At 40.0% G+C, this 13,691-nt stretch carries 14 protein-coding genes; 3 read left to right on the top strand and 11 right to left on the bottom strand.

Features of this window, described 5'->3' with window-relative positions; all coding sequences use genetic code 11:
* Positions 1–87: 87 nt before the first annotated feature.
* The 11 genes from hslO to T344_RS0109735 form a co-directional block, all read right to left on the bottom strand.
* The gene (hslO, locus tag T344_RS0109785) at positions 88–963 is read right to left on the bottom strand and encodes an Hsp33 family molecular chaperone HslO (protein ID WP_027628547.1); all 876 of its coding nucleotides are present in this window, start codon (positions 961–963) and stop codon (positions 88–90) included.
* Positions 964–1,071: 108 nt separating this feature from the next.
* On the bottom strand, positions 1,072–1,272 hold the full coding sequence (locus T344_RS0109780; RefSeq protein ID WP_004627690.1) for a cold-shock protein: 201 nt from the start codon (positions 1,270–1,272) through the stop codon (positions 1,072–1,074).
* A gap of 206 nt (positions 1,273–1,478) precedes the next feature.
* Complete coding sequence (locus tag T344_RS0109775; protein ID WP_084331174.1) at positions 1,479–2,267, bottom strand: class I SAM-dependent DNA methyltransferase; 789 nt, start codon at positions 2,265–2,267, stop codon at positions 1,479–1,481.
* Between the two features lie 21 nt (positions 2,268–2,288).
* Positions 2,289–2,456, bottom strand: coding sequence for an alpha/beta-type small acid-soluble spore protein (locus tag T344_RS0109770; RefSeq protein ID WP_027628545.1), 168 nt, complete (start codon positions 2,454–2,456; stop codon positions 2,289–2,291).
* Between the two features lie 116 nt (positions 2,457–2,572).
* Positions 2,573–3,805, bottom strand: a complete 1,233-nt coding sequence (locus T344_RS0109765; protein WP_242842052.1) for a S41 family peptidase — start codon at positions 3,803–3,805, stop codon at positions 2,573–2,575.
* Between the two features lie 180 nt (positions 3,806–3,985).
* On the bottom strand, positions 3,986–5,113 hold the full coding sequence (locus tag T344_RS0109760) for a murein hydrolase activator EnvC family protein (protein WP_027628543.1): 1,128 nt from the start codon (positions 5,111–5,113) through the stop codon (positions 3,986–3,988).
* A 97-nt stretch (positions 5,114–5,210) separates the two neighbouring features.
* Complete coding sequence (gene ftsX, locus T344_RS0109755) at positions 5,211–6,116, bottom strand: permease-like cell division protein FtsX (protein WP_004627696.1); 906 nt, start codon at positions 6,114–6,116, stop codon at positions 5,211–5,213.
* The gene (gene ftsE / locus T344_RS0109750; protein ID WP_004627539.1) at positions 6,073–6,792 is read right to left on the bottom strand and encodes a cell division ATP-binding protein FtsE; all 720 of its coding nucleotides are present in this window, start codon (positions 6,790–6,792) and stop codon (positions 6,073–6,075) included. Before ftsE ends, ftsX begins: the two co-directional genes overlap by 44 nt.
* A gap of 19 nt (positions 6,793–6,811) precedes the next feature.
* The gene (locus tag T344_RS0109745) at positions 6,812–7,891 is read right to left on the bottom strand and encodes a PucR family transcriptional regulator (RefSeq protein ID WP_027628542.1); all 1,080 of its coding nucleotides are present in this window, start codon (positions 7,889–7,891) and stop codon (positions 6,812–6,814) included.
* 106 nt (positions 7,892–7,997) lie between these two features.
* Positions 7,998–9,233, bottom strand: coding sequence for an MFS transporter (locus T344_RS0109740; protein WP_027628541.1), 1,236 nt, complete (start codon positions 9,231–9,233; stop codon positions 7,998–8,000).
* A 105-nt stretch (positions 9,234–9,338) separates the two neighbouring features.
* Positions 9,339–10,457 carry an ABC transporter ATP-binding protein gene (locus T344_RS0109735; protein WP_027628540.1) on the bottom strand — a complete coding sequence of 373 codons (1,119 nt, stop codon included), beginning with the start codon at positions 10,455–10,457 and terminating at the stop codon, positions 9,339–9,341.
* A gap of 371 nt (positions 10,458–10,828) precedes the next feature.
* On the opposite strand from T344_RS0109735, the gene argC reads away from it, so the two are divergent.
* The 3 genes from argC to T344_RS0109720 all read left to right on the top strand — a co-directional run bounded on the left by argC (position 10,829) and on the right by T344_RS0109720 (position 13,568).
* Entirely contained in the window at positions 10,829–11,773 is a 945-nt protein-coding gene (argC, locus tag T344_RS0109730) for an N-acetyl-gamma-glutamyl-phosphate reductase (protein WP_027628539.1), read from the top strand.
* Positions 11,774–11,824: 51 nt separating this feature from the next.
* Complete coding sequence (argB, locus tag T344_RS0109725; RefSeq protein WP_027628538.1) at positions 11,825–12,736, top strand: acetylglutamate kinase; 912 nt, start codon at positions 11,825–11,827, stop codon at positions 12,734–12,736.
* Between the two features lie 199 nt (positions 12,737–12,935).
* Positions 12,936–13,568: a PilZ domain-containing protein gene (locus T344_RS0109720; protein ID WP_027628537.1), complete on the top strand. Its 633-nt coding sequence runs from the start codon at positions 12,936–12,938 to the stop codon at positions 13,566–13,568.
* The last annotated feature ends 123 nt before the right edge of the window (positions 13,569–13,691 follow it).

Raw genomic sequence — 13,691 nt, 5'->3', positions numbered from 1 at the left:
TCTTTTTTTTTAGAATTATTATCCGCAGACGTTAATATACTCTGAAAATCTTTCAAAATCAACGTATTATCAACTTTTTGCTGCTCTTCAGGTGTTTTCTTTTATAAGCTTTTCAATGTCTTCATGGCTAAAATTATACATTTTATTGCAAAAATGACACTGGAGTTCGGCCCCTTTTCCATCCTCAAGAATTTCCAGCAAATCGTTCCTGCCTATGCTTATAAGATTTCTTTCCATCCTGTCATGAGAGCAGTTGCAGGTAAAGCTTGTGGGGATCTTTTCAATCACTCTGGGATTCATATCCTCAAGGAGCATGTCAAGAATCTGCTCAGGCGTTGCTCCGTCAGCAAGCAGCTTTGAAATGGACGGGAAGCCGATAAGTCTTTTTTCAAGCTTCTCCACCGTCTCCTCTTCCGCTCCCGGCATCAGCTGTATTATAAAGCCTCCTGCACTTGTAACTCCATCCTTGTCCACCAGGACACCCAGTGCAACGGTGGATGGAACCTGCTCTGAGGTGGCAAAATAATAGGTGAGGTCATCGGCTATTTCGCCTGAAACCAGATCTGCAAACCCTATATACGGCTCTCTAAGTCCCATATCCTTTATGACATTTATATACCCGTAACCCACCGCTGTCCTTATATCGAGCTTTCCACGCTCATTCAAAGGCAAATCCACATCGGGATTATGAACATACCCTCTTACATTTGCCATTGAATCTGCAGCCACTACAATGCCTCCAAGCGGCCCATCCCCTTTTATCTGGATGGTAAGCTTGTCCTTCTCGCCCTTCAGCATTTTGGACATCATTCCGGCCGCTGTCAGAGTCCTGCCCAGTGCAGCCGTAGCTATGGGTGACAGGCCATGTATTGCTGAGGCTTTGTTGACAAGCTCTGTGGTTACAGCTGCAAATGCCCTTACTGTTCCTTCTGCTGCTGTCGCACGTATAATGTAATCCTTCATAAATTTCTCCAATTTCCCAATTTATACTTTTCTAAAAATATTGAAAACCCCGATATATCGAATATATCGGGGTATAATGGCTACTTCAGTATATAGTTAAAGCAATTATTATGCTCTCTGAACGTTTGCAGCCTGAGGACCCTTAGCTCCTTCAACAACTTCAAAAACTACTTCTGAGCCTTCCTCAAGTGTTTTGTATCCATCCATAGTGATTGCTGAAAAATGAACAAATACGTCATTTCCGCCATCCCTTTCGATAAATCCAAATCCTTTTTCGGCATTAAACCATTTAACTCTTCCCTTTTCCATTGATTAATTCCTCCTGAAATATAACTAAACTGTTCTGCGACATAAGTCGCTGATTTGTAACAACATATAGAAGTTTAACATATATAGTCTAACCTGTCAAATCATATTTAATGTATGAATTTAGATAACCAAGTTATTAAATGTTGTTAGTATAAAATTATTTTACCACATTGGTATACATTTATTCCATAAAACCAAACCAAATATTAGTCTTTTCTGCAAACGTAAAAATTTCGTTCACTCTTTAAGGATGGTTTTCTAAGTGTCAAATGGTCATATACTGAAATAAATTTTAAACCTGATTGATTTATAAATTGCATTATTTCCCCTTCATCATATGCTCTTTCAAAATGGGTTTCGTCAAATCTTCTATATAACTGTCCGTCCCTTACGAAAAAGGTTAAATCAAATCTTGCTTTTCTGGTTTTGGGATTGTATTCGTTTTCCCAAATGTAGGCGATGTCATCATCAACTTCATAAAAAATATTGTTTGATAATATATTTTCAAACTTATAGGGTGTATTGACGTCAAATATAAACAAACCGCCCGGATTAAGGTAATTATGTACCAGCCTGAACATCCTTTGAACCTGAGCCGGCTTTATGAGGTAATTAAAACTGTCAAGCAGGCATACGATAACATCAACCGTTCCATACAGTTCAAAACTGCTCATATCCTGGTTTAAAAAAAGTATATCGGCACCCTCCTCCGCCGCTTTTTCAGCTGCACGGTCCAGCATGTCACTGGATAAATCCAGGCAGATCATCTCATAGCCTCTTTTTGACATTTCAATTCCGAAACTGCCTGTCCCGCAGCCCAATTCCAATACCATGGACGCTTCTTTTTTATTTTTATGTATTATCTTTTCAATGAAATCCGCCCACCCGGGATAGTCTATGTCAAGGGTCAAATTATCATATACATAGGCAAAACTGTTATAAATAACAAACACATCCTTAGTTTTTATTGTATTTTTCAGTATGTATTTTACCATATATTCAAGAAAGCCAGCAAATTATATCTGCTGACTTTCCTGCAATTGAGTCTTTTTTCTTTTTGTGACCAGACCGCCTATCCTTCCGGTTTCCTTCGGGCTTAAACTTTTCCAGCCATATTTCATTACTTTTTCAATTAAACCCAATTCCTGTGCAATTTCATATTTTAACTTCTCATTTTCATCCACCTGTCAACACCTCCTAATGGTATTATGTGGATATTTTTATGATTTTATACCTGAAATTGCCTTATACAAAAAATTTTCATTAAACTATCCGGCTTCCCGTTTAAATATATTATTCATTATCTGTCCTGCAGGACCTGTACGGCTTTTTGAAGCTGAAGATCATCCTCTCGGGGTATTGCAGACACAGGTGTGTCTTTATACTTATCCGGGAGTTTTATTTCAATATCCGGCTTGATACCCTCTCCGTGAATACAAACACCGGAAGGGGTAAAATATCTCGCAATAGTCACCTTTAAACCGGTTCCGTCGTCGAAGCTGTATGTGGTCTGTACCAGGCCCTTACCGAAGGTTTTTGTACCGATGAGCGTACCCTTTTTAAAGTCCTTGATGGCTCCGGCCAATATTTCCGAGGCACTTGCACTATTCCCGTTGGTCAATACGGCAATAGGCAGGTTCAGCTCGGTTGCATCGGATTTTTGGAAGTTTTTTTTGCCCTGTCTGTCTTCGGTATAAACTATCGTCCCTTTCGGCAGAATTCTATCGGCCATGGATACAACTTCATTATAAAGGCCTCCGGGATTATCCCGCACATCAATTATTACAGATTTGGCCCCCTGCTCAACAAGCTTGTTAAGCTGGCTGATGAAGTTCTCACTGATATTTTCATCAAACATTTTTATTTTGATGTAGGCAATATTATTTTCCAGCATTTCACTCCTGATATTGCGTATGGCCTTGATCTTTTTTCTTACAACCCGCACATCAAAAGTACTGTTTTCGGATTGTCTGAGTATGGTCAGCACCGTTTCGGTATTCTCCTGCCCCTTGATCATACTGGCAACCAGTGCTTCATCTCTGAGCCCGGTAATGTCCTTTCCGTCTATTTTAAGTATCTTGTCGCCCTGCCTGATGCCGGCAGCCTTTGCAGGTGAGTCATCAAAGGGCTCCAGGACAGTTATTATCCCGTTTTTATCAAGCATTATTGGCAGACCCACACCTACATATTCATCTTCGGTATGTCTCTGCATATCGGTAAATGCTTTCATCTGGTCTTTGTTATAATATACTGTATAGGGGTCCTTAAGCGAATCCGCCATTCCTGAGATTGCACCTTCCAGCAGTTTATTTGTATCTATTTCTTCATAGAAGGATTTCTGCAAAATGCTTCTGGCTTCATTGAATTTTTGTACAGAAGATCTGGTGACATTACTTTTTTCAAACGACAATGAATACCTTCCGTTAATATAGGTAAATCCCACAAACAGCAGCGCCGATACCGTAAAACATATGATTGCTGTCATTGCTATTACTCCGGCCATTTGTCTGTTATCTTTTTTGTAGATATTCAATATGATACACCCCTAATCCTTATAATTTATCAACATGATTTCAAACTATAATGTAGTATTTATTAAACCAGCATAGATTGTCATATATATTGATATGCTTAAAAACATAATATTAAACCCGCATTTTTATATGCGGGTTTTTGAAATAGCTATAAATATTTTTGTTCAATGGTTCACCTGTTAAACATAACCCTGGGGATTAACGGTAGATCCATCCTTACGAACCTCAAAGTGCAGGTGAGGACCCGTTGACAGGCCTGTGCTGCCCACTTTGCCTATGGTGTCACCCCGTTCAACCCTGTCTCCTACTTTTACCAGGATTTTACTTTGATGGGCATACAGTGTGGCTAATCCGCCGCCATGGTCAATTATAACACAATTGCCGTAACCGCCGTTCCAGCCGGCCATTATTACTTTTCCTGAATTGGCCGCTATTATCTTGGCACCTGACGGAGCATCTATATCAATACCTGTGTGCATTTTCTTAACTTTATATATAGGATGTATTCTCATTCCATATGGTGAAGACACCCTTGTATACCCCGGAGTGGGCCATTTCATAATACCGCCGGCATATTTGGTGTTCTTATCCATTAATTGAGCCAGCTGCTTTTCCAGCTTCTTGGACAATTCAATTAATTCATCTTCTTTTTTCTCAGCCTGCTTCAGTCTGTTTTTGGACTCTTCAATTTCCGATTCGGCCTTGGCCCTTGAAATCTTATAGTCCGAAGCCTTGGCGCTCAGTTTTTTCAGCTCTGCTTCCTTGGTTTCAAGCTCCTGGTATTTTGTCTGTTTCTGAAGCTCGGTGTTTTCCTTGCTGAGAGCTATGTCCTGAATAAGCTTTTCATCATTTTTCTTGACAATTGACATCAGGTCCATCCTGGAGAAGAATTCGCTCAGGTTTTTTGATTCAACATACAGCTCCAGGGTCGATTGGTTCATATTCTGATACATTACCCGCATTCTTGTTTTAAATAACTCGGTCTTCTTTTCATAGTTAGCCTGAATGTTATCTATCTCCTGGCTGATTTTCTCAATGTCCGACTGAACATTCGAAACCTCTTTTGATTTATCGTTTAAGCTTTTTTCGACCTTTTGTGTCTGGGCCTCATAATATTCTTTTTCTTTGGTACTTTCCTTTATTTGCTGGGAAGCCGCCTTTTTCTCTCCGGCCACCTTCTTGATTTCACTGCTTACACTCTGCTGCTGCTGTTTTGTTTTATCAATAGTGGATGCTGCGCTGGCAGGTATAATGACACATGAAAATATGTAAATAGCAACCAACGCTACCGTTGATAATCTCTTCATCTTATCCCCCCATATTTATCCTATGTTTTTTTAAAATAAAATAATAAACCCACAAATCTTATTATACAACAAAAATTTATTTATTTAAAGATAATTACTAAACATGCAAATGCTTCCTGATTGACATTACACTTCCCGAAGCACCTATCAGAGCACTGATTCCCACATATATCAGAATCAGAGTACTCCATACGCCCCCAAACTGAACCATTTCAAATCCTCCGCTGAACTGTTCGGACAGCCTGGGCTGTGCAAACCCGTATATATAAGCTACCAGAACAAATGCAATAACGGCCCCCAGAAACCCCATCAATACTCCTTCAAAAACAAAGGGCCAGCGGATAAACCAGTCGGTCGCACCTATGTATTTCATTATATTTATTTCCTTGCGCCTTGCAAATACCGTCAGCTTGATAGTATTGGAAATAATAAATAACGATATAATCAGCAATAGCCCAATCAGCACAAAGCTGACAATTTTAACCCAGTTTGACACCTGCAAAATAAAATCTATGGTTTTCTGAGAATACCTGACATTGTCAACACCGGCCAGTGACTCCAGCTCTTTTGCCACACTGGCGCTGTTCTGTGGATCTTTTACCTTTACTGTAAATGATACGAACATCATGCTCTCATCATAGCCTTCCAAAATGTCCGAACCGCCCAAATCCTTTTTTTCAGTATCAAGGTATTGTTTTAATTTTTCAAAGGCTTCTTTTTTTGAAACCTCCTCGTAGCTCTCTATGTATTGGTTATTGGCAATTTCGGTTTTAACAGCCTCCACCTGCTCATCCGTCAGTTCCGGCAGGCAGTTTACCTGCATTTGAGGAGTCTTATACAATAAATCCAGATTATGATTTAAATTAATCAATATCAGGTAAAAAACTCCGAACAAAATCAGTGCAGCGCTGATAATACTTATTGATGCCAAAGACATTAATCGGTTTCTGTACGCGTTTTTAAAACTTTCCTTCAGAATATATCTTAAACTCCGTATCTTCATCCCCGTAAAGCCCTTTCTGCTGATCTCTGATAATTTTACCCTTGTCGATGGCAATAACTCTCTTTTTCATTGCATCAACGATACTTTTTTCATGTGTAGCAACTATTACTGTGGTACCTCTCTGATTTACCTCGGAAAGAAGTTTAACTATTTCCCAGGAGTTTTCGGGATCAAGATTTCCTGTCGGTTCATCAGCAATCAGTAAAGCCGGATTATTAACCAGGGATCTGGCAATGGCAACACGCTGCTGCTCACCACCTGACAGCTGGTGAGGATATGCGTTGGCTTTACGGCTCAGACCAACCAATGCCAGAGACATCGGCACCTGCCTGCGGATTTCTCTTGGGAGGCATTCGGTTATTTCCATGGCGAAAGCAACATTTTCATATACAGTTTTGTTTGGAAGCAGCCTGAAATCCTGAAACACCATTCCCATGCCGCGGCGTAAATATGGAATTTGTTTGGGTACTAAAGTCGACAGTTGATAGCCGTTAACTATTACTTCGCCCTCCGTTACAGTTTCCTCTTTCATTAAAAGCTTTAGCAGTGTCGATTTGCCTGACCCGCTTGTCCCGACAATAAAAGCAAAGTCACCCTTATTTATTTTGAGATTTATTCCTTTTAGAGCAACTGTTCCATTGGGATATCTTTTCATTACATCTATAAACTCAACCAATTGGATTACCCCTTATCTTTTAGTCATTTATATTGGCCAGGTATTTTTTGACCAATATAGCCAGTTTGAAGATAACAGCATCATCAAAGCTGGTCAGCTCCAGCCCGGTCAGCCTCTTGATTTTTTCCAGTCTGTAAACAAGAGTATTTCTGTGGATATAGAGCTGCCTTGCGGTTTCGCTAACATTCAGATTGTTTTCAAAGAACTTCTGTATTGTCAGCATGGTTTCATTATCCAATGAATCGGCAGAGTTATCCTTGAACACTTCATCTAAAAACAACTGGCATAAGGATGTAGGAATATGATACACCAGACGTCCTATTCCAAGATTGTTATAGTCATAAATATTATTTTCCTCACTGAAAATATGACCGATAATCATGGACATCTGAGCTTCCTTGTACGACTTGGTAATATCCTTTAAATTGGCGATAATAGTACCGATTCCGATAGATGCCTTTACCATCAGTTCGGCATTTAGGGTATCAATGATTATACGTGCTATTTTGAATACTTCCTTATAATCATCCTTGCTCTTGACCTCTTTTACAAGGACAACATTGTCATTGTCTATTACAACGACAAAATCCTTGCTCTTGTTTGGGAACAAGCTTTCAATAACTTCATGAACATGTATGTCACGCTCACTTGTGGCATTTACCAGGAAAACCACTCTCATGGCATTGTAATCAATGTGAAGCTCCTTGGATCTTACCAGAATATCACCCGGTAAAATATTTTCTACTATAATATTCTTAATAAATGTATTTTTATCATATTTTTCATCATAATAACTTTTTAAATTAAGGATATTTAAAGTGAATAACTCAAGGTATTTGATATCCTGGGGCTCACTGGACTGAATAAAGGTTACGAACTCAACCTTGTTTTTAACGACAACCTTGTTATAAATCCGGCCGTTGATAGTCTGCTGAAGGTTCTTTTCCTGTAGAAAGGCTGCTGCATTGGGATCCTGCTGTCCAATCATCTGAAAATTGGAATGTGATATTATAATACCACTATCGTCAGTTACCCCGACTTCTTTATTTATAATTTCGCTATATTTGTCCGATAGCGTCTGAAATAGTTTAACAGACATACTTACCTCCTGCTTTCGAAATATGTGAATTTTCTTCCAATCAGTTCACAATATATTAAAATTATACACTATAACACTTTTTTTTACTACAATGCATATTGTAAATTTATTTTGAATAGTCCTTTGTCCTAAATACTGCCAGTCCCAATAGCATTATAACCGGGAAAACGGCAGCAGCCAGCATGCCTGATTTCAAGCCCAGCTGTTCGGGCTGCAGGCTGTATTCCGCTGCCAGTCTGAGGAGCTTTTCGGATTTTTGTGAAAAATCCGATATCCATCCGGCAAGCCACGGTCCGAATGCACATCCCAAATCACCAAATATTGCAAGTATTCCAAACATAGCCGTTCCGCCCTTTGGATAGCGTCCGGCCGTCAGGCTGAAAACACCGGGCCACATCAGGCTGACAGCAAAACCGCATGCCGCACAGCTCAAAAGTGATATTACAGGCACCTGCACAAAGACCGTAATAAGATAGCAGGCTGCACAAAGTGCGGCACTGGCTGCAAGCGCTCTCTCCAGGTGAATCCTGTGTCCCCATATTCCATATACGGTCCTGCCTGTTCCCATCAGTACTGCAAACAGACATGGGCCCAGCAAATCCCCCATCACCTTTGGAACCTGAAGGCCTTTTTCGGCAAAGAGCGATGCCCATTGGGACATTGCCTGCTCGGAAGCTCCGGCACACAACATGAGCAGCATTGCTGTAATAAACAAACGTGAATTGAGCAGTTTTCTCACAGGTATTTTTTCGTGTTCGGGCATTGCTTCCACCAGAGGAACTTTTATAAATCTTATCATATTATATAATGGTATAATTGCCCAGGCAACAGGAAGCATATACCAGGAACCTTCACCCATGATCCTCAGCAGCAGGGTGGTTACCGCCACAACCCCGACCTGTCCCCAGGAATAGAAGGAGTGCAGCAGGCTCATGGCAGAGGCTTTGGCATCTCCGGGCAAAGAATCCACAATGGGGCTCACCAGTACCTCAATAAGACCTCCCCCAATGGCATATATAACAACTGAAACCATCAGCCCCGCGTACGCTGACGGGAATAAGCGGGGCAGCATGCCCAATGCTATAAGTCCGGCAGCACTGAATGCATGTGCTGAAACGATTGAAATCCTGTAACCGATCCTGTCCACATATTTGACAGCCAGGGCATCCACAACCAGCTGTGTTCCAAAATTCAGCAATATCAATCTTCCTATCATTTCGAAGGAAATTTGGAAGCTGTTCTGAAATATTATAAAAAGCAGCGGAGCCAGATTATTAACTATAGCCTGTGTAATATAACCCAAATAGCATGCATGAAGAGTACTTTTGTATGCAAGCTTCATTTCAAACTCCTTTATTGATTATCTTTTGTAAACCTGCTATTTATCATTCTAATTCAGAATATAAAAAAAGGAAAGCCTAAGCTTTCCTTTTTTGCTTTATTGTTATCAGTTAATAATTGTACGCTCGGTTTCCTTGTCGAACAGGTGAATCTTGTTTGCATCAAATGCAACCTTGATAACGTCACCGGTCTTGGTCTTTGATCTGGCGTTAACTCTTGCCGTAGTAGTTGCTGTAGCTCCTTCAATTATCATGTAAAGGAAGGTTTCAGCACCAAGCATTTCAACCAGGTCAACATGAGCTTCAACGATACTGTCTGGCATTGATTCCAGATACATGGCTTCATCATGGATATTTTCAGGTCTGATACCGACGATAACTTCCTTGCCGATGTAATCAGTTCCTTCAAGTTTCTTGGCTTTTCCTTCAGGAATTTTAATGTCGCTCTTACCGAATACGAGGTGCAAATCATTGCCGCGTTGTGTAAGAACAGCGTTTATAAGGTTCATTTGCGGGCTGCCGATAAATGTAGCAACGAACTGGTTGCAAGGTCTGTCATAAAGTGAAGTCGGTGAATCAACCTGCTGGATGTAACCGTCCTTCATAACAACGATTCTTGTACCCATTGTCATAGCTTCTGTCTGGTCATGTGTTACATATATAAATGTTGTGTTAAGTCTGTTGTGAAGTCTTCCTATCTCAGTTCTCATCTGTACTCTGAGCTTTGCATCCAGGTTTGAAAGAGGTTCGTCCATTAAGAATACTTTAGGTTCACGTACTATAGCACGGCCCAACGCAACTCTCTGTCTCTGACCACCTGACAAAGCCTTTGGCTTTCTATCAAGCAAATGCTCTATATCAAGTATTTTTGCTGCTTCATTAACACGTTTTTTGATTTCATCCTTTGGAGTTTTTCTGAGTTTCAAACCAAAAGCCATATTATCGAAAACTGTCATATGAGGATACAATGCGTAGTTCTGGAAAACCATTGCTATATCTCTATCCTTAGGAGCAACATCATTAACCAATTTATCTCCAATGTACAATTCACCTTCTGAAATTTCTTCCAAACCGGCGATCATCCTGAGTGTAGTGGTTTTACCACAACCTGAAGGTCCAACCAGAACGAGGAATTCATTGTGTTCGATATCAAGGTTAAAATCATTAACCGCAGTTACTCCACCTGCATATCTCTTGTAAATATTCTTTAGCTTTAAGCTAGCCATTTTTATTACCTCCCCAAAACTCGCTATTTGTTTTCACGCAAATTTGTATTTATTACTTCTATACTAATATGATACACTGCAAGCCTAGTACAAACCATATTGCTTTTTAACAAAATTAAATTTTTGCTTTTAGTACTTTTGTATAATGCCGTTTTTTATGTGTACATGCGGCATTTATTATGCATTTTAGCATGTATTTATGCACTTTTCATAATTTTTTAAGACTATTAATTACCAATATTATGCTATTGTACTCATTAAGTGTGATTAAACTATAAATTATTGAATTTTTATGCATTACGTTGTATAATTATAAAATCGCAGTTATGAAATCACAGCAGTGAGATCTCTGTGTGGATTGGAGGATGACTATGAAATTTAAAGTTTTTGTAGATGGAAGCGAAGGTACGACCGGACTTCAGATCAACGAAAGATTGGCTGCAAGAAATGATCTTTACATACTAAAAATAGATGCTGAAAAAAGAAAAGATATTAATGAAAGAAAAAAATGCCTTAACCAGGCTGATGTAGTTTTTCTCTGCCTGCCGGATGCGGCTGCAGCCGAAGCAGTATCGCTGATTGACAATCCCGCGACCAGGGTAATCGATGCCAGCACCGCCCACAGAACAAACGGCGATTGGGCGTACGGACTTCCTGAACTGAGCAGGCACCACCGTTCCAAAATCGAGAATTCGGCAAGAGTATCGGTACCCGGCTGCTATGCCACCGGCTTTATCAGCCTCATGTATCCGCTGGTTTCGGAAGGATTGGTGCAAAAAGACTATCCGGTGACTGCGCATGCAATTTCAGGCTACAGCGGCGGCGGAAAAAAATTAATTGCCCAATTTGAAGCACCTGACGGAAATCCTTTTGAAAGTCCGCAGCTATATGCACTTGACCTGACTCACAAGCATATACCTGAAATGACTGTTATCAGCGGTCTTAAATACGCCCCTTTGTTTTCTCCCATAGTTTGTCCCTACTATAAAGGTATGTCGGTTTGCGTACCTGTTTACCCCAGATTACTTCAGAAGCCATTGTCCAAAGAAGATATCCACGGGTTTCTGACAGACTATTACAGCCGGGAGAAGTTTATAAAAGTGATGCCTTTAGGCACTGAAAAGGAATACATCAACAACTTCATCGGGGCAACAAGGGTCAACAATACAAATTATATTGAGATATACGTTACGGGCAATACCGATCAAATCATGCTGGTATCGGTATTGGATAACCTGGGAAAAGGTTCCTCGGGAGCGGCAATTCAAAATATGAACATTATGCTGGGTTTAAGAGAGGATACCGGGCTTATATAAATATGCAGGCAAGTCTCTGTTTATAATTTCAATTTATCAGGGGGTTTTCTTATGAATTATGACAATCTTATAAAGAAGGCTGAAATACTCATTGAAGCATTACCTTATATACAAAAGTTATACGGAAAAACCGTAGTAATAAAATACGGCGGCAACGCCATGATCAACGAAGAATTAAAAAACTCCGTAATAGAAGATATCACACTTTTGAAATACATAGGCATGAATCCCGTATTGGTTCACGGCGGCGGTCCGGATATCAATAAAGCTCTTCAGAAATTTGATGTCAAAAGTGAATTCGTCAACGGTCTCAGAGTCACGGACTCCCAAACCATCGAGGTTGCACAGATGGTACTTGTGGGCAAAACCAATAAGGAAATAGTCTCATTGCTCAATAGTAAAGGCGCCAAAGCCATAGGCCTCTGCGGCATCGACGGCAAGCTCATTGAATGCGAGCAGTACAAAACCGAAATTGACGGTGAATTAAAGGATATCGGTTATGTCGGCTCCATAACAAAGATTAACTCTAAGGTTCTGGAGCTCATATCAAAAGATGAATACATACCTGTCGTTGCACCAATCGGTGTGGGACCTAACGGAGAAAGCTACAATATAAATGCCGATACCGTTGCAGGTGAAATAGCCGCAGCCCTGAAAGCCGAGAAACTCATGCTTTTGACAGATGTTGAGGGTGTAAAACCTTCCAGGGACAGCGAAAACATTATTCCGGCCCTTACAATTGACGAAGTACATGATCTCATAGATAAAAAAATCATTGCCGGCGGTATGATCCCAAAGGTTCTTGGCTGTGTCGACGCCCTGGAGAAAGGCGTGGGAAGAACCCACATTATTGACGGAAGAATCCCCCACTGCATATTGCTTGAAATTTTTACATACAAGGGCATCGGAACCATGATCATGAAGGATAAAAAGCTGTATCATGAAAATGAGGCCCTGTATTAGTCAGCTGATATTGGGGAAATATGAGCATCTGGGATAATAAAACACCGTCCTGTATAACTCTGGGAAGAATGTACCATTTTTGGCTATGTTGTTGTGATATGGCATTTCTTAATATATAATGTACTAAGAAATGTTATATCGTTTTTATTGTAGCAAATATGGAAAAATACGGTTATATAGTTCTAGGAGGCAAAAATCTTTGAACAGTGCATGTATTTCAAAATTAATTATTCCCGGAGCCTTGATCAGTTTCCGAATATTCAATCAGACAGCCTGGTCTCTGAATATTGTATCCCAATGCAACGGAGATACATTAAACATACCTCTTACAAACGACTTGATGAAAGCCTGCCTTTTTACCAATACAAATGTAGAAATAAAATATAAGAATGAATACTTCGAATATAATATAAAAGGTGTAATTTCCAAAATAGAGCTGTCTGCTTCTCCCTACATAAATGTCAAAATTGATCATGTCGCCGCAAACCTGAACCACCGTGTATTTCCCCGCCTGGATGTCTGTCTGCCCGCTACCCTTACCAACGGCAATGAGAGTTATTACTGCAGCACATCAAATCTCTCTCTCGGAGGAGTGGCATTTCTGATGGACAGGGAAATTCCCGTGAATACCTGCTGTGAAATAAACATACTGCTTGAGGATAGTTCATCGGTATATGCAAAGGGCGAAATTCTGAGAATGTCCAGAGAGGATTCCCTGTATAAATATAGCATGATGTTCAATTTTATGGAGGAAGAAAACAGCAACCGCCTGTATTCCTATCTGCTGTCCCTTGAGGATTCCTACAGCAGCTTGAGAAATAAGTATCTTTAAACAATAAAATAAAATATCATTATAATATTGCATTTTTATGCACAACAATGTATAATTATTAATTATACATTGTTTTTTATTTCCTTTATTCACCTTACAGCGGATGTAGGAGTAAACAAATTT

The organism is Ruminiclostridium cellobioparum DSM 1351 = ATCC 15832, assembly GCF_000621505.1.
Lineage (GTDB): Bacteria > Bacillota > Clostridia > Acetivibrionales > DSM-1351 > Ruminiclostridium > Ruminiclostridium cellobioparum.
Note: the sequence above shows the minus strand (reverse complement) of the source record. Positions and strands in the feature narration are given on the sequence as shown.

Coding starts and splice junctions, on each gene's coding strand:
- hslO (WP_027628547.1), bottom strand. CDS start 963: ATGAAGGATTACATTATACGTGCGACAGCAGCAGAAGGAACAGTAAGG.
- T344_RS0109780 (WP_004627690.1), bottom strand. CDS start 1,272: ATGGAAAAGGGAAGAGTTAAATGGTTTAATGCCGAAAAAGGATTTGGA.
- T344_RS0109775 (WP_084331174.1), bottom strand. CDS start 2,267: ATGGTAAAATACATACTGAAAAATACAATAAAAACTAAGGATGTGTTT.
- T344_RS0109760 (WP_027628543.1), bottom strand. CDS start 5,113: ATGAAGAGATTATCAACGGTAGCGTTGGTTGCTATTTACATATTTTCA.
- ftsX (WP_004627696.1), bottom strand. CDS start 6,116: ATGAAGATACGGAGTTTAAGATATATTCTGAAGGAAAGTTTTAAAAAC.
- T344_RS0109745 (WP_027628542.1), bottom strand. CDS start 7,891: ATGTCTGTTAAACTATTTCAGACGCTATCGGACAAATATAGCGAAATT.
- T344_RS0109740 (WP_027628541.1), bottom strand. CDS start 9,233: ATGAAGCTTGCATACAAAAGTACTCTTCATGCATGCTATTTGGGTTAT.
- T344_RS0109735 (WP_027628540.1), bottom strand. CDS start 10,457: ATGGCTAGCTTAAAGCTAAAGAATATTTACAAGAGATATGCAGGTGGA.
- argC (WP_027628539.1), top strand. CDS start 10,829: ATGAAATTTAAAGTTTTTGTAGATGGAAGCGAAGGTACGACCGGACTT.
- argB (WP_027628538.1), top strand. CDS start 11,825: ATGAATTATGACAATCTTATAAAGAAGGCTGAAATACTCATTGAAGCA.